This is a genomic window from Actinomycetota bacterium (genome assembly GCA_035759705.1).
Lineage (GTDB): Bacteria > Actinomycetota > CADDZG01 > JAHWKV01 > JAHWKV01 > JAJCYE01.
The window spans coordinates 17838-33030 of record DASTUJ010000007.1 but is presented as its reverse complement, the minus strand read 5'-3'; the positions used below and the strand labels follow the sequence as shown (position 1 = coordinate 33030).

Genomic DNA, 15193 nt, shown 5'->3' with positions numbered 1-15193 from the left:
ATCGCCTCCAGGACCAGGATGGCGTCGCCGGCCTTAACCTTGTCGCCTGGGTTGTGCAGGACTTTGACGATGGTCCCCTGCATGGGGGCAGTTAGCGTGTCGCCCGACCCGGCCAGGCTCTTGTGCGTCTGCTGCGGCGGCTTGGGTTTGGTCTGCCGGCCGGAAAGCTCGGTGAACTTGACCTCGAAGCGCTTCCCGTCGAGCTCGAGGGAGACCTTGCGCGGCTTGGGGAGGGGGGCGCCGGCCCGGCCCGCGTCGCCCAGGTCGATCTCGTTCAGGTCCAGGTCGTTCTCGATGGTCTTGGTGGAGAAGTTGCCCTCGGAAAACCACGGGCTCGACAGGACCAGGCGGTGGAACGGGATCGTGCTGACCAGGCCCTCGATGCGGTACTCGTCCAGCGCCCGCACCATCCGGCGGATCGCCTCGTCCCGGTCGGCGCCGTAGACGATCAGCTTGGAGATCAGCGAGTCGTAGCTAGCCGGGATGACCGTGCCGGCCCGGGCGCCGGAGTCCACCCGAACCCCTGGGCCGCCGGGTTCGGCGTACTCGCCGATGCTGCCGGGGTTGGGCAGGAAGTCGGTGAGTGGGTTCTCGGCGTTGATCCGGCACTCGATAGCGTGGCCCCGCAGGGTGACGTCCTCCTGCGTGAAGCCCAGCGGCTCGCCCTCGGCCACCCGGATCATGGCGTGCACCAGGTCCACGCCGCACACCAGCTCGGTGACCGGGTGCTCCACCTGCAGGCGGGTGTTCATCTCCAGGAAGAAGAATCGGGGCCCCTCGGGGCTCTGCTCGAACAGGAACTCGACGGTCCCGGCGGAGAAGTAGCCGACCTCTTTGGAGAAGGCCACCGCCGATTCGCCCATCGCCTTCCGGGTCTCGGGGTCGAGGACGGGGGAGGGGGACTCCTCGAGCAGCTTCTGGTGCCGCCGCTGCAGCGAGCAGTCTCGCTCGCCGAGGTAGACGGTGTTGCCGTGCTGGTCGGCGAGGATCTGGATCTCGATGTGCCGCGGGTTCTCCAGGTAGCGCTCCATGTAGATCTCGGAGCTGCCGAACGAAAGCTCGGCCTCGCGGGTGGCCCCGTCGAAGGCGCCCTGGGCCTCGTTCTGGTTGCGGACGACCCTAAAACCGCGCCCGCCGCCGCCTTTGGCCGCCTTCAGCGCAACCGGCCAGCCGTGTTCCTCGGCGAACGGGACGATGGCCTCCGGGCCGGGGATCGACCCCTTGGAGCCGGGGACGCTCGGGACCTTCGCTTTGGCTGCGATCCGGCGGGCGGAGAGCTTGTCGCCGGCGGCTTCGATCGCTTCCGGCGGTGGGCCGATCCAGATCAGGCCTGCGTCGATGACCGCCTGGGCAAAGCCGGCGTTCTCGGCCAGGAACCCGTACCCCGGGTGGACCGCGTCGGCCCCGGCTCGTGCGGCCACCGCCAGGATCTTGGGGATGTTCAGGTAGCTGGCAGAGGGGGCGGTGTCGCCCAGCAGGTAGGCCTCGTCGGCAAAGGTGACGTGCAGAGCGTCGCGGTCCACCTCGGAGTAGACGGCGACCGTCGAGATGCCCAGCTCGCGGCACCCCCGGAAGATCCGGATGGCAATCTCGCCGCGGTTGGCTACAAGGACTTTCGTGATTTTTGGCATAGGGACCAGCGAATTCTAGCGAGGTAGGATCGCAGCGTTGAACGACCTCGACGACAAGCGCCTCAGCCAAGCCCTTCCCGGCTGGGTTCCCGAGGTCCGCTTCCTGCCCGAGACCGACTCCACCAACCGCCGGGCGATGGCGTGGGCGAACCAGGGCGCAGCGGCCGGGTCGATGGTCGTCGCCGACTTCCAGACCGCCGGCCGGGGCCGTCTCGACCGAACTTGGACCGCGCCCGCCGGCTCAAGCCTTCTGTTCTCTGTCGTGCTGAGGCCGGGCACCGCTCCCGAAGGGTGGCCGCTGATCTCGCTGGCCGCCGGGGTGGCGCTCTGCGAATGCCTCGCCGGGCTCGGGCTGGAGCCGGGGCTGAAGTGGCCGAACGACGTCCTGCTGGGCGGCCGCAAGGTGGCGGGGATACTGGCCGAAGCGGCCGAAGGGGTGGTTATCCTGGGTATCGGACTGAACGTCGGGCGGGTCGAGTTCCCCGAAGAGATTGCGGCAACCGCCACCAGCCTGGAGAACTTCTCGGGCCGGGCGTTCAGCCGGCTGCACGTGCTGTCCGACCTGACCGGCCGCCTTTCGGGTCTGGTGGAAACTCCGCCGGCCGAGGTCCCCGCCGGTTACCGGGGGTGGTCCCGGACGCTCGGGAGGGAGGTGAGGGTCGATCTCGGCAGCGGCTTTATCGAGGACCGCGCGGTCGATATCGACCCGTTCGGGGGGCTGGTACTGGCCGGGGGCCGGGTGGTGAGGGCCGGCGACGTTGTCCAGGTCCGGTGATCCCGTCTCAGGGTAGGTATATTTTTCTTCAAGGAAAGGTTGGTCCGTTATGAAGGTCGCAGTCATCGGGGTGGGCCACGTGGGGCTGGTGACTGCGGCGACCCTGGCTCATTTCGGCCACGACGTCGTCGGGCTCGACGAGGACGACGTCAAGATCGAGACTCTGAAGCAGGGCAGGGCGCCGTTCTTCGAGCCGGGCCTGCAGGACCTCCTCGACGAGGTCGTCGGTTCCGGCAAGTTGCGCTTCACCAAGGACGCCTCCAGCGCCATCGAGGGCGCCGACTGCGCGTTCATCTGTGTCGGGACCCCGGCCCGGGCCGATGGGGAAGCCAACCTGCTTGCGGTGGAGAACGCCGCCTGGGCGGTGGCTCGCAACGCCACCGGCGACATTGTCGTGATCCAGAAGTCCACGGTCCCGGTCAGCACCGCCGACCGGCTTCACTCGATCTTCGCCAAGGCGACCACCCACACCGTCCACCTGGTCTCCAGCCCGGAGTTCCTCCGGGAGGGGGCGGCGGTTTCCGACAGCCTGCACCCCGACCGGATCCTGGTCGGCTCGGACGACCCGCAGGCACACGCATTGATGCGGGAGCTCTACGCGCCGGTGCTGGGCGACGGCTGCAGGTACTTCGAGGTGGACATCCACACCGCCGAGCTGGCCAAACACGCCTGCAACGCCTTCCTGGCCCTCAAGATCTCCTTTGCCAACGCCCTGGCCCGGGTGTGCGAGGCCTCGGGGGCCGACGTGGTGTCGGTCGCCGACATCATGGGCTCCGACCACCGGATCGGGCGCGAGTTCCTGAACGCCGGCCTGGGGTACGGCGGCTACTGCTTCCCCAAGGACCTGCTGGCGTTCAAGGCGGTCGCCGGCAGGTTCGGCTACGACTTCGGCCTCCTCGAGGAGGTCATGAAGATCAACCGGGGGGCCCTCGACGCCACCGTGCGCAAGATCAAGGACGCGCTCTGGAACGTCGAGTCGAAGAAGATCCTGCTGCTGGGCCTGTCGTTCAAGCCGGGGACCGACGACGTGCGCGAGTCGCCTGCGATCAACCTCGCCCGGGCCCTCACGAACCTGGGTGCCGATGTCGTGGGGCACGACCCGCAGGCCAACGAGTTCGCGGTGCAGGAGCTACCCGGGCTGACCGTGGTCGACGACCCGTACGAGGGGGCCGAAGGCGCCCACTGCATCGTGGTCTGCACCGACTGGCCCGAGTTCACCGAGCTCGACCTCGTGCGGCTCAAGGGCATCGTGACCCTGCCGATCATCGTGGACGGCCGCAACCTGCTGAACGCGGCGGACGTGGTGGAGGCCGGCTTCAGCTACATTCCCACCGGGCGCCCGCCCGCAAATCTTTGAGGGTAGTCGTCACGGGCGGGGCCGGGTTTCTCGGCTCCCACCTGTGCGAGCGGCTGCTGAACGATGGTCACGAGGTGGTCTGCTTCGACTCCCTGCTGACCGGGAGCACGTCGAACGTGGCGCACCTGCAGGACGACCCGGCATTTGAGCTCTCTATCCAGGACGTAACCAACCACATCCAGGTCGACGGGCCGGTGGACTTCGTCATGCACCTCGCATCGCCGGCCTCCCCGGTCGACTACGCCAGGTACCCGATCGAGACGCTGAAGGTCGGGTCGGCCGGAACTCTGAACTGCCTCGGGCTGGCGAAGGCGAAGGGTGCCGGCTTTTTTCTCTCCTCGACCTCCGAGGTGTACGGGGACCCGCAAGTCCACCCGCAACCCGAGACCTACTGGGGCAACGTGAACCCCATCGGCCCGCGGGCCTGCTACGACGAGGCCAAGCGGTACGCCGAAGCCCTGACGTTCACCTACCACCGGACCCACGGGGTGCCGGTCCGGGTGGTGCGCATCTTCAACACCCACGGCCCCCGGATGCGCCGCAACGACGGCCGGGCGGTCCCGACCTTCATCGACCAGTGCCTGGCGGGCAGGCCGATCACCGTCCACGGCGACGGCAACCAGACCCGCAGCCTCTGTTACGTCGACGACCTCATCGAGGGGTTCATCCGGCTGCTCGCCTACGAGGGCCCGGCGCAGCCGGTCAACATCGGCAACCCGGGGGAGGCGACGATCCTCGAAATCGCCGGGATCGTGAAGAAGGCCCTGAGCGCGGACTCGGAGATCATCTACGAGCCCCGGCCGGTGGACGACCCGCAGAACCGCCGGCCGGATCTCACGAGGGCCACGGAGCTGCTCGGCTGGGAGCCGAAGGTGTCGCTCGAGGAGGGCCTGCGCCGGACGGCGGAGTGGTGCCGGTCGAACTGGAAAACCCCCTGACGCGAAAAGCTACGGTTTCCAACCCCGACTGGGCCGGGGCTGGAAAACGTAGCTATCGCTAAAACTGGTTGAGCCGGCCCTGGGGCTGAAAGGCCGGACGGTGGGGTTAGTGCTTGCCCGGGTCCTGGCGCTCTTCAACCGGCTGCTGCACTACATCGCCGCCCGTGGGGTCGCCCTGAACGTCGTCCTGGTGCGGGTCAGAGCTGCCGCCTCCGGACTCCTGCTTGTAGGCGTGGAGCGGGGTGTCGGTACCTGAATCGGCCTTCATGTTGCCTTCTTCGTCGGGCATGACTGCTCCTTTCAGTGAGCCTACCTTGACTCGCTTGGAGGTCTACCCGAGCCCAGATTCAGGTAAACATCCCCCGACTGACTAGGTTCTGCGCCCGGTTTTCGAGGGCAGCGCCGGCTGTCTGGGGGCCTCCGACTCGACCCCTGCGGTCCAGACTCTCATTCCGGGCCGGAGCGAGCTCCCATCCCGGTACTGCGGAGAGGACCAGCCCGACGCCGGGATCTCCTTCGCCTCGGTGCCGAGCGCCAGCTCGAGGGCTGCCATGAGGGCAATCCGTTCGGTGGGGGTGGGCTCGGGCTTTATGGAGAGCCACTCCACCCGGCGGGCGTGGCGGCGGGCCGCATCGGAACCGGAAGCCAGGCTCACAGGGGGATGTTGCCGTGCTTTCGGGCCGGCAGGTTCTCCCGCTTGGTCTGCAGCATCTCCAGGGCCTTGATCAGGCGGGAGCGGGTTTGCTGGGGCTCGATCACCGCGTCGATGTAGCCCCGCTCGGCGGCGATGAACGGGTTGGCGAACTTCTCGGTGTACTCGTCGATCAGCTCCTTGCGTTTGGCGACCGGGTCCTCGGCACCTTCGAGCTGGCGCTTGAAGACCACGTTGACCGCCCCCTCGGGGCCCATGACCGCAATCTCGGCGGTGGGCCAGGCGAAGTTCACGTCGGAGCGGATGTGCTTGGAGTTCATCACCAGGTAGGCGCCGCCGTAGGCCTTCCGGGTGATCACGGTCATGCGCGGCACGGTGGCCTCGGTGAAGGCGTAGAGCAGTTTGGCGCCGTGGCGGATGATCCCGCCGTACTCCTGGGAGAGGCCCGGAAGGAATCCGGGGACGTCGACCAGGGCGATCAACGGGATGTTGAACGCGTCGCAGAACCTGACGAACCGGGCGCCCTTGGCCGAAGCGTCGATGTCCAGGCAGCCGGCCAGCACCTGGGGCTGGTTGGCGACGATGCCCACCGAGTGGCCGTTCAGCCGGGAGAACCCGGTGATGATGTTGCGGGCCCAGTGGGGGAAGACCTCGAGGAACTCGCCGTCGTCGAAGACCAGCTTGATGACCTCGTGCATGTCGTAGGGCTTGTTCGCCTCGTCCGGCATGAGCTCTACCAGGCGGTCCTCCTCCCGGTTCGGGTCGTCGGAGGGCGGGAAGAAGGGAGCCTTCTCGGCGTTGTTCGAGGGGATGAAGCTCAGCAGGTAACGGACGGTTTCCAGCGTGTGGCGCTCGTCCTCGCCGACGAAGTGGCAGACGCCGGACCGGGAGGCGTGGGCCATGGCCCCGCCCAGCTCCTCCTGCGTGACCTCCTCGCCGGTGACGGTCTTGATTACCGCCGGGCCGGTGATGTACATGTGCGAGGTTCCCTGGCTCATGAATACGAAGTCGGTGATGGCGGGGGAGTAGACCGCCCCGCCGGCGCTCGGCCCGAGGATCACCGAGATCTGTGGGATGACTCCGGAGGACCGGACGTTGCGGTCGAAGATGTAGGCGTAGCCGGCCAGGCCCGCCGCACCCTCCTGGATGCGGGCGCCGCCCGAGTCGTTCAGGCCGATCACGGGGGCCCCGGTGGCGAGCGCCAGGTCCATGATCTTGCAGATCTTCTCGGACACGACCTCGCCGAGCGACCCGCCGAAGATCGTGAAGTCCTGGGAGTAGACGAAGACCTTTCGGCCGTTGACCGTGCCCCAGCCGGTGACGACGCCGTCGCCGTAGGGCCGCTTGTCCTCCATCCCGAAGCCGTGTACCCGGTGGCGGGCCAGCATGTCCGTCTCCTCGAAAGAGCCGGGGTCCAGAAGGAGGTCGATGCGCTCCCGGGCGCTTAGCTTGCCCTTCTCGTGCTGCTTGGAGATGGCCGCCGCGCCGCCGCCCTGCCTGGCCTCCTCTTCGCGGGCGCGCATCTGCTCGATGCGGTAGTCGACCGAGGTCTTGGAGACGCCTGGGTCCGGGGAGCTGGACATGGTCTGGTCCTGTTCGGTGCGGGGTTCGGTCTTTGCCATTGGGTTGGAGTCTACCGGTGAGGGATTGTTACCCGATTTGTTCGAGGTCGTTCGTCGCCTCGATGACGTCCTTCACCGTGTCGATGCCGCGCCAGTACCCGTCGATCCGGTAGCCGCCGAGTTTGCCCTGCCGGGCCAGCTCGGGGAAGGTCGAGTCCTCGTGGTCGCCTTTGTCGGGGAGCAGGTCGACGCACTCCGGCTCCAGCACGTAGATGCCGCCGTTGATCCAGTAGGGCAGGGTCGGGCTCTGCCGGAACCCTTTGATCAGCCCGCCGTCCAGGTCGGCAATCCCCCAGGTGGTCTTGTAGGGGGCGAGAGCCACGGTGGCGGTCGCGCCGACCGAACGGTGGTGCGCCAGCAGGTCCGCAAGGGCGAAGCGGGAGAGCACGTCACCGTTCAGGGCGAAGGTGAACTGCTCGGGGTGGGGCACCCGGCGGGCGGCGAACTTCAGGCCTCCGCCCCGGCCGAGAGGCTCTGACTCCACTGCGTAGGTGATGGCCGCGCCGACGTCCTGCCCGTCCTGCAGGTGCTCCTGGAGGATCTCCGCCTTGTAGCCGCAGGAGACCACGATCTCCTTCACGCCGTTGTCGACCAACCACCGGATCTGGTGCTCGACGATCGGCATGCCGGCCACCTCGACCATGGCTTTGGGCCGGTCGTCGGTGTAGGGCCGCATCCGGGTTGCCTTGCCTCCGGCCAGGACTATCGCTTGCATGGGTCGGGACTGCCTTTCAGGAATAGGGGGTCGCTCGGGGCTGCACCGGCTGCCCGGCGATTCTTCCAGAAACGTATCCGGCCATCTTCGCGAGGTCAATTAGCATCTCCAGCACCGGGAGGACTGCCAGCGCCAGCGCCGCCTCGGCGGCATCGAGCCGTTTGAACGCCCTGCGGTAGGCGGGCGCCATGCGGACGCCGACCGCCACCGGGACTAAGGCGAGCAGCGCCGGACGGCGGGAGGCGACGGCAAGGAACCCGGCCGCTCCGGCGTAGGTCCCGAAGCGGAGGGCGTGCCGTTTGGGGTACATCCCGGCCCGCCCGTCGCCCTCGCCGTAGCGGAAGTACTGGCGCAGGGTCGAGCGCAGGTCGGGCCGGAGGCGCCAGTGAACCAGCGCACCGGGTGCAAAGACCCGCCGGGCGCCGGTGTCGAGCACCCGGAAGTTGAAGTACATGTCCTCTCCGATGGCCAGCCACTCCGGGTACCCCCCGGCCTTCTCCCAAACCGTTTTGCGGAACGCCACCGAGCGGGACGACGGCATAAATTTGTCCGGGTCTACCTCGGAGGCGTCGGGGAGGTTCAGGCAGGCGACGACCCGCTCGAACCGGCTGCGGGGGTCCGGCGCGTAGAAGCCCATGACCACGTCGGCGCCACCCTCGAAGCCCGCGGCGAGGGCGGCGAGCCACTCCGGGTCGAGGGTGCAGCCGAAGTCGGTCACTGCGATCACGTCGCCGGTGGCCAGCCTGATCGCAGCGTTCCGCCCGGCCGAGATGTTGGCGCCCCGCCGGCTCTCTATTCGGATCTCCGGTCGCCCGTCCGCCCAGCCCTGGAGGATCTCCAGCGACCCGTCGGTCGAGCCGCCGTCGACGATCACCACCTCGTCGGGCGCCCGGGTCTGCCCGTCGACCGCGGCGAGCATCTCCTTCAGGCCGGCGGCTTCGTTCAGCAGCGTCGAGATCAGCGAGATCCTCACCCGGCGGCCCTCCGGTAGGCCGTCAGCGTCAGCCGAGCCGTCTTTGCCCAGGTGTAGCCGGCCGCCCGGGCGGTCGCTGCGGCGGCGAGGCGCGTCCGCAGGGCCTCGTCGCTTGCCAGCTGCTCCAGCGCCTGGGCGAGGGCGTTGGCGTCCCGGGCATCCGCCAGCAGGGCCGCGTCGCCCGCCAGCTCGGCGAGGGCCGGGGTGGACCCGGCGACCGACGGGATGCCGAAGGACATCGCCTCGACCAGCGGGATGCCGAACCCCTCGTAGAGCGAGGGCAGGGCGAAGATCGAGGCCCGGGAGTAGAGCGAGGCGAGCTCCAGGTTGGTGACCTTGCCGCTCAGGATCACCCGGTGGCGCACCTTCAGCTTCTCGATCACCGCCTCCACCTCCTCCTGCCCCCAGCCGGGGATGCCGGCCAGTACCAGGGTGTGGCCCGCGAGGTGGGGGCCGGCGTCGACGAAGGCCTTGACCAGGCGGGCCTGGTTTTTGCGCGGCTCGACGGTCCCGACGTTCAGCACGTAGGGTCCCTCTATTCCGAGCCGCTTGAAGACGTTGTCGTCGACCGGGCTCGCCGGGGTCACGTTGGCGGCCTCCGGGGTGACCAGGATCCGCTCCGGGTCGGTGCCGTAGGCGTCGACTATCCCCTGCTTCGTCGCCTCGGACACCGCGCAGATGACCTTCGACTCCTCCAGCGCCCGCTTCAGGCCCCGGCGGTAGAGCTGGCGCCACGGGAAGGGAACCACCTCGGGCATCTGGTCGACTGCGAGGTCGTGGATCGTCGAGACCAGTGCCGCCCCGGCGGCCGGCGGGATGACGAGGTTGGTGGCGTGGACGACGTCGAGCGTTTCGGTGATCGGGGGCCGGTTGGCAAAGTTCCACGCTGCGTAGAGTGCGGCGAATTTCAGCTGGGGCCGGATCATGGTCGCCTCCACCCAGGCCGCAGGGGGCGTGGCGAAGCGGGAGATGATCAGGTTGAGCTCGTCGTCGCCCGGGGCGGCCAGCAGCTCGTCGACCAGGCGCCGCACGTAAACCCCTACCCCGCCCGGGATCGAGTGGGCCGCCGGGTCGGCGTGGATGCCTATCCTCACCGGACCGCCTTCCGCTGGCGGGCCCGGCGGAGCATCTCGGAGAACCGGTAGTCGTAGGACTGGAACCAGTGTTCCAGCTCCTGCCACGGCACCTTACGGCCGGCCTGGATCCGGCGGCGCTTGCCGATCTGGCGGGGGAGCAGCCGGAAAAAAGCGGCCCAGGCCCGGACCAGGGCGGCCGGGCGGAGGCTCAGCATGTGGAGGGTGGCCCGCACCTCGGTGTACGCGATGCCCGGCAGGTGGCGCAGGAAGCTGGCCGGGGAGTCGTTGTGCAGCATCACCAGCAGCCGGTTGCGGTGGTTGCAGCTAAGGATGAACGTCGACGACTTGCCGCCGCTCCCTCCCCGGTAGTGGGTGCCCCGCGCCTGAGGGACGTACGCGAAGTGCCACCCCCGCAACTGGGCCCGCCAGCACAGGTCGAAGTCCTCGAAGTAGGCGAAGAAGTCCTCGTCGAAGTACTGGCCGTCCAGGCGGACGTCCTCCAGGGCGGTCCTCCGCAGGATCGGGGCGGCGCCGCAGATGCTGAAGAGGCCGGTGTCGCCGTCGTACTGGCCGAGGTCGGGCTCCCGTTCGCCCCGGTCGACCGCCCGCCGGTTGCGGTAGACGGTGTGGCCGGTGGTGTCGAGGATCGGCGGGTCGGCTTCGTCCGGGCGGAGCAGCTTCCCGGTCACACCGGCCAGGGTCGGGTCGGCGGTAAGCGCCTGCGCGCACAGGTCCAGGTAGTCGGGCGACAGGGTGACGTCGAGGTTGATCAGGGCCACGTAGTCTCCACTTGAAGCGTCGATCGCACGGTTCATCCCTCCGGCGAACCCCAGGTTTTCCCGAAGCCGGACGATCCGAACGCCGGGGAACCTGGCCTCCACGTCGTTCGCCGAGCCGTCGCCCGAGTGGTTGTCGACACAGACGATCTCGTAGCAGGGCGGGCTCTGGGCCTGCAGGGCAGCGACGCAGTCGAGGACCATCTTCCCGCCGTTGTAGTTGAGGACGACCGCAGACATCGTGGGGTGCGCCGTTTGGGTTGGCTCCATTTTCTCCGTCAGCCTAGACCGTCACCTCTATAATGCGGCGGTGCTAGTCCTCCACTTCCCCGGTGAGGCCGCCATTCCGGATCCTGCCCAAGCCGCCGATCTCGCCCTGGTCGTCATCAACTTCGACTCCGGCGACCACCTGCGCAACTGCATCACGCACCTGTGTGCCGCCGCGGCCGGCATCCCGGTCCAGGTGGTGGTGGTCGACAACGCATCCACCGACGGAAGCCGGGACGGCGTAGAGGCCATCGACCCGCGGGTGACCGTTCTCGACAACACGCTGAACGTGGGCTACGGACGGGCATGCAACCAGGGCTTCAAGGCGACCAACGCCCCCTTCGTCTGGTTCCTGAACCCAGACATCGTCCCGGACTCCGACAGCCTGGGCAAGATGCTCGCCGCGATCTCGGCCCGTCCCGACGCCGGCGTCATGGGCCCCCGCCTGCTCAACCCCGACGGCACGACCTACCCCTCGTGCCGGGTGGTCCCCAAGATCGGGGTGGCCGTGGGACACGCAATCTTCGGCCTTATCTCGGACAAGAACCGCTTCACCCGGGCCTACAAGCTGATGGATATCAGTCACGACTCCGAGCAGGAGGTCGACTGGGTCTCCGGCGCCGCCATGCTGATCCGGCGGGAGGCATTCGAACAGGTGGGCGGCTTCGACGAGGGGTTCTTCATGTACGTCGAGGACCTGGACCTGTGCTCACGCATCAAGGATGCCGGCTGGAAGAACGTCTACTACCCGGGGGCCCAGATGCTCCACTACGTCGCGGGGTCGAGCCGCCGGCACCCCTACAAGATGATTCGCCACCACCACTTCAGCCTCATCAGATTCGCCGCCCGCCGATTGAAGGGGCCTTTGAAGATCTTCGTTCCGGCCGTCGCAGCCGGCCTCATCGTCCGGATGCTGCTGGTCTGGGGCGAGCTGTTCTTCCGGAAAGGGTCCAGGCGGGCCAACTCCAGCACCGCTTAACCCGGGCGCCGCCCGGCGCGCGCGGGGTTCATGGCATAGGGTTTGATCATGCCGCTTGATATCTCTGTCGTTGTCCTGAACTTCAACGGCAAGCAGTTCATCGATGACTGCCTGCGCTCCCTTGCCCAGCAGACCTATGCCGCAGACCGGTTTGAGGTCGTTTTTGTCGACAACGGGTCCTCCGACGGGTCGGTGGCGCACGTAAGGGCCAACTGGCCGAATGCCCGGGTGCTCGAACTGCCCAAGAACCTGGGTTTTGCCGGAGGCATCAACGCCGGCGTCCGTTTCTCAAAAGGCGTTTACGTCGCCCTGATCAACAACGACGCCCGGGCCCACCCGGACTGGCTCACCGAGGGCATCGCGGGTTTCGGCAAGTCGCAGGACGTGGCCGTGGTGGCATCGAAGATCCTCACCCTCGACGGCAAGACCATCGACTACGCCGGCGGAGCGCTCTCGTTCTACGGGCACGGGTTCAAGGTCGGGGTCAACGAGCCCGACGAGGGACAGTACGACCGCCCGGGCGAGACGTTGTTCGCCTCCGGCTGCGCGATGTTCATGCCCCGGGACCTGTTTCTCGACGTGGGCGGCTTCGACGACGAGTACTTCGCCTTTTTCGAGGACGTCGACCTGGGCTGGCGCCTGTGGCTGATGGGCTACCGGGTCATCTACGAGCCCTCCTCGATCGCCTACCACCGCCACCACGGCACGGCCGAGGGCCTGGGCCAGGAACGCGAGCGGTTCCTCCTGGAGCGCAACGCCCTCATGACGATGCTGAAGAACTACCAGGAGAAGACGCTGGAGAAGGCGCTGGCGCCTGCTCTTCTGCTCGCCCTGGAGCGGGGCCTCACCTACACCGACACCGGCCGCCAGAACTACAACCTGGCGTCGCCGGAGATGGGTGCGGTCGAGAGCCCGGAGAAGGTCTCGCCGATGACCATGTCGCACCTGCTGGGCATCTCCGAGGTCGCCCGCCAGATGCCGAGCATCCTGGCCAAGCGGGAGTTCGTCCAGGAGCGGCGCAAGCGGAACGACTCGGAGATCATGGCGCTGTTCCGGGAGTCGCTTAGGCCCAACATCTCCGACCCCGGCTTCTCGGAAACGTTCAACAGCCTGGTCGGCACCAGCGGCCTGGACCAGATCTTCAAGGGCAGGACCCGGGTGCTGGTGATCACCGGAGACACCGTCTCGACCAAGATGGCAGGCCCGGCGATCCGTGCCTGGGAGATGTCCTCCGAGCTCAGCCGCAAGCACGAGGTTCGGATGCTGGTGGTCAAGGCGGCCGACATTACCCCGAAAACCTTTACCCTCGACGTCCTGTCCGACGCCACCCTGCCCGACCACCTGGACTGGGCCGACGTCGTGATCTTCCAGGGATTCATCGCCCACCACCGGCCGGTGGTGTGGGACTCGGGCGCGATCCTGGTCGCCGACCTCTACGACCCGTTCCACCTCGAGAACCTGGAGATGTTCCGGGAGGACGACGCCGGCAAACGCAACAACATCTTCGAGTCGGACCTGGAGGTCATCACCGCCCAGCTGCGCGGCTGCGACTACTTCATCTGCGCCAGCGAGAAACAGCGGGACTTCTGGCTCGGCCAGCTTGCGGGCGCGGGCCGGCTGAACCCCCACATCTACGACAACGACCCGACCCTGCGGAGCCTGATCGACGTGGTGCCCTTCGGGGTCTCGTCCGACACCCCCAACCACACCCGCAAGGTCCTGAAAGGCGTGATCCCCGGGATCGGCGAGGACGACAAGGTGATCCTGTGGGGCGGCGGCATCTACAACTGGTTCGACCCGCTCACGCTGATCCGGGCCGTGGGCCGGGTCTCACGCGACCACCCCGAGGTCAAGCTGTTCTTCATGGGCCTGGCCCACCCCAACCCCGACGTCCCCGAGATGCGGATGGCCGTGCAGGCCAAGGACCTGGCCGAGGAGTTGGGCCTGGTCGGCACCCACGTCTTCTTCAACGAGGGGTGGGTGGCCTACGACGACCGGTCCAACTACCTGCTGGAGGCGGACATCGGGGTCTCGTGCCACCTGGAGCACATCGAGACCACCTACTCCTACCGCACCCGGGTGCTGGACTACTTCTGGGCCGAACTCCCCGTGATCGTCACCCGGGGCGACGCCCTCAGCCAGCTGGTCGAGGAGCGTGAGCTGGGCCTAACCGTCAACCCGGGGGACGTCGAGGGCTTCACCGAGGCCATCACCCGCATGATCGAGGACGAGTCGCTCGCCCGGGAGTTCAAGCTGAACACCGGCAAACTTCGGCCCGAGCTGACCTGGGGCCAGATCATGAAGCCCCTGGACAAGTTTTGCGCCAACCCGCAGCGGGCCTCCGACCTGCTGACCGTGGGCCGCACCGGCGCCCGTCTCAGCGCCCGGCGCCGGCTGATGGCGCGGATGAACGTCGCCTGGGACGAGGGGGGCCCGATCCTGGTGGCCAAGCGGGCGGCCGGATACCTGAACCGGCACCTGATCAACCGCCAGCGGCTGGAGTAGCTAGCTCCGGGATCCCGACTCCGCCGGCACCTTTGCCGGGCGCGTCGACCGCAGGATCGCGGCGAACGGGTACACCAGCTGCCGGCCGAGGGTCGCCGCCCACTCCCGGGGGGCAAACGTCGAAGGCCGTCCGAAGTCCACGCCGGCGACGCCGGTTTCCGGGTACTCGTCGTAGTCGGGGTGCATGGTGCCGAACACCCGGTCCCACAGGGTGAACAGGACCCCGAAGTTCTTGTCGTAGTGCCGGGTCTCTATCGAGTGGTGAACCCGGTGGTACTGGGGCGTGACCAGAATGTGCTTCAGGGGCCCCAGGTTCGTGCGCACGTTGGTGTGGATGAAGCGGGTGTACCAGATGGTGAAGAAGCCCACCCCCATGATCGCAAACGGGGTCAGATTAAGGGCGAACAGCGGGATGAAGGTCAGAACGTGGGCGGCCAGGTACTCCCCGAAGTGGACCCGCAGGTCGGTGAACAGGTTCAGCTCGGTCTGGGAGTGGTGAATGACGTGGAACTGCCACAACCACGCCACCTTGTGCCGGACGAAGTGGTGCAGCCACTGGTAGAAGTCGTAGATCAGCAGTGAGAACGACACCCGCAGCCAGGCGGGCCACTCGGTCACCAAACTCAAGGTGAAGCCGCCCGTCAGCTTGTCGTACGCCAGGCTTACCAGCCCGACGAAGGCCGGGAAGGCGGCGACCTTGAAAACTATGTCGAGGTTGAACCAGCAGAAGTCCTCGAAGAGCCCCCAGGAGAGAACCTTCTGCTCCCGGACGGCCGGGCGGACCCGCTCGATGAGCAGCAGGGCGGCGACGCCGGCGAAAAGCCAGGGGCTGGTGTAGACCTCGGCGGCCGCCCGGTAGTACGCGGCGATCTGCTCCGGAACCCATCCAAACGTTGCATCCATGCGACCGACTCCTCGTTCCCGGGG

The 15193-nt window shown here is 67.6% G+C and carries 14 protein-coding genes; 5 read left to right on the top strand and 9 right to left on the bottom strand.

Annotated elements, in window-relative coordinates; all coding sequences use genetic code 11:
- Positions 1-1631, bottom strand: a 1631-nt coding sequence (gene accC / locus VFV09_00490; GenBank protein HEU4866179.1) for an acetyl-CoA carboxylase biotin carboxylase subunit, incomplete at its 3' end; no start/stop codon positions are given.
- A gap of 37 nt (positions 1632-1668) precedes the next feature.
- Between accC and VFV09_00485 the strand changes: the two genes are divergently transcribed.
- Genes VFV09_00485 through VFV09_00475 form a run of 3 tightly spaced genes read left to right on the top strand, consistent with a single transcriptional unit; the run spans position 1669 to position 4701 of the window.
- Positions 1669-2406, top strand: coding sequence for a biotin--[acetyl-CoA-carboxylase] ligase (locus tag VFV09_00485; protein HEU4866178.1), 738 nt, complete (start codon positions 1669-1671; stop codon positions 2404-2406).
- 49 nt (positions 2407-2455) lie between these two features.
- Positions 2456-3763, top strand: a complete 1308-nt coding sequence (locus VFV09_00480) for a UDP-glucose/GDP-mannose dehydrogenase family protein (GenBank protein ID HEU4866177.1) — start codon at positions 2456-2458, stop codon at positions 3761-3763.
- Complete coding sequence (locus tag VFV09_00475; protein ID HEU4866176.1) at positions 3760-4701, top strand: UDP-glucuronic acid decarboxylase family protein; 942 nt, start codon at positions 3760-3762, stop codon at positions 4699-4701. Before VFV09_00480 ends, VFV09_00475 begins: the two co-directional genes overlap by 4 nt.
- Positions 4702-4807: 106 nt before the next feature.
- Here VFV09_00475 and VFV09_00470 read toward each other — a convergent pair whose 3' ends face one another.
- From VFV09_00470 to VFV09_00440, 7 genes are all read right to left on the bottom strand, one after another.
- Positions 4808-4990 (bottom strand): hypothetical protein, encoded by a 183-nt coding sequence (locus VFV09_00470; GenBank protein ID HEU4866175.1) that lies wholly within the window; start codon positions 4988-4990, stop codon positions 4808-4810.
- A gap of 81 nt (positions 4991-5071) precedes the next feature.
- On the bottom strand, positions 5072-5356 hold the full coding sequence (locus VFV09_00465; GenBank protein ID HEU4866174.1) for a hypothetical protein: 285 nt from the start codon (positions 5354-5356) through the stop codon (positions 5072-5074).
- Positions 5353-6936, bottom strand: coding sequence for an acyl-CoA carboxylase subunit beta (locus VFV09_00460; protein HEU4866173.1), 1584 nt, complete (start codon positions 6934-6936; stop codon positions 5353-5355). Before VFV09_00460 ends, VFV09_00465 begins: the two co-directional genes overlap by 4 nt.
- A 67-nt stretch (positions 6937-7003) precedes the next feature.
- On the bottom strand, positions 7004-7690 hold the full coding sequence (locus VFV09_00455) for a nucleotidyltransferase family protein (protein HEU4866172.1): 687 nt from the start codon (positions 7688-7690) through the stop codon (positions 7004-7006).
- Between the two features lie 16 nt (positions 7691-7706).
- Positions 7707-8663, bottom strand: coding sequence for a glycosyltransferase (locus VFV09_00450; protein HEU4866171.1), 957 nt, complete (start codon positions 8661-8663; stop codon positions 7707-7709).
- On the bottom strand, positions 8660-9757 hold the full coding sequence (locus tag VFV09_00445) for a glycosyltransferase family 1 protein (protein HEU4866170.1): 1098 nt from the start codon (positions 9755-9757) through the stop codon (positions 8660-8662). Before VFV09_00445 ends, VFV09_00450 begins: the two co-directional genes overlap by 4 nt.
- On the bottom strand, positions 9754-10785 hold the full coding sequence (locus tag VFV09_00440) for a glycosyltransferase family 2 protein (GenBank protein HEU4866169.1): 1032 nt from the start codon (positions 10783-10785) through the stop codon (positions 9754-9756). The genes VFV09_00445 and VFV09_00440 overlap by 4 nt, the downstream gene beginning before the upstream one ends.
- Before the next feature lie 40 nt (positions 10786-10825).
- Here VFV09_00440 and VFV09_00435 point away from each other — a divergent pair, with 40 nt between their 5' ends.
- Entirely contained in the window at positions 10826-11761 is a 936-nt protein-coding gene (locus tag VFV09_00435; GenBank protein HEU4866168.1) for a glycosyltransferase family 2 protein, read from the top strand.
- Positions 11762-11809: 48 nt separating this feature from the next.
- Positions 11810-14266 carry a glycosyltransferase gene (locus VFV09_00430; protein HEU4866167.1) on the top strand — a complete coding sequence of 819 codons (2457 nt, stop codon included), beginning with the start codon at positions 11810-11812 and terminating at the stop codon, positions 14264-14266.
- Here the strand turns inward: VFV09_00430 and VFV09_00425 are convergent, their stop codons facing one another.
- Positions 14267-15169 (bottom strand): sterol desaturase family protein, encoded by a 903-nt coding sequence (locus VFV09_00425; protein ID HEU4866166.1) that lies wholly within the window; start codon positions 15167-15169, stop codon positions 14267-14269.
- Positions 15170-15193: the final 24 nt, after the last annotated feature.

What these genes read in the sequence shown, in the direction of transcription:
- VFV09_00455 (HEU4866172.1), bottom strand. Translation starts at nt 7,690, where the DNA reads ATGCAAGCGATAGTCCTGGCCGGAGGCAAGGCAACCCGGATGCGGCCC.
- VFV09_00480 (HEU4866177.1), top strand. Translation starts at nt 2,456, where the DNA reads ATGAAGGTCGCAGTCATCGGGGTGGGCCACGTGGGGCTGGTGACTGCG.
- VFV09_00470 (HEU4866175.1), bottom strand. Translation starts at nt 4,990, where the DNA reads ATGCCCGACGAAGAAGGCAACATGAAGGCCGATTCAGGTACCGACACC.
- VFV09_00430 (HEU4866167.1), top strand. Translation starts at nt 11,810, where the DNA reads ATGCCGCTTGATATCTCTGTCGTTGTCCTGAACTTCAACGGCAAGCAG.
- VFV09_00460 (HEU4866173.1), bottom strand. Translation starts at nt 6,936, where the DNA reads ATGTCCAGCTCCCCGGACCCAGGCGTCTCCAAGACCTCGGTCGACTAC.
- VFV09_00440 (HEU4866169.1), bottom strand. Translation starts at nt 10,785, where the DNA reads ATGGAGCCAACCCAAACGGCGCACCCCACGATGTCTGCGGTCGTCCTC.
- VFV09_00425 (HEU4866166.1), bottom strand. Translation starts at nt 15,169, where the DNA reads ATGGATGCAACGTTTGGATGGGTTCCGGAGCAGATCGCCGCGTACTAC.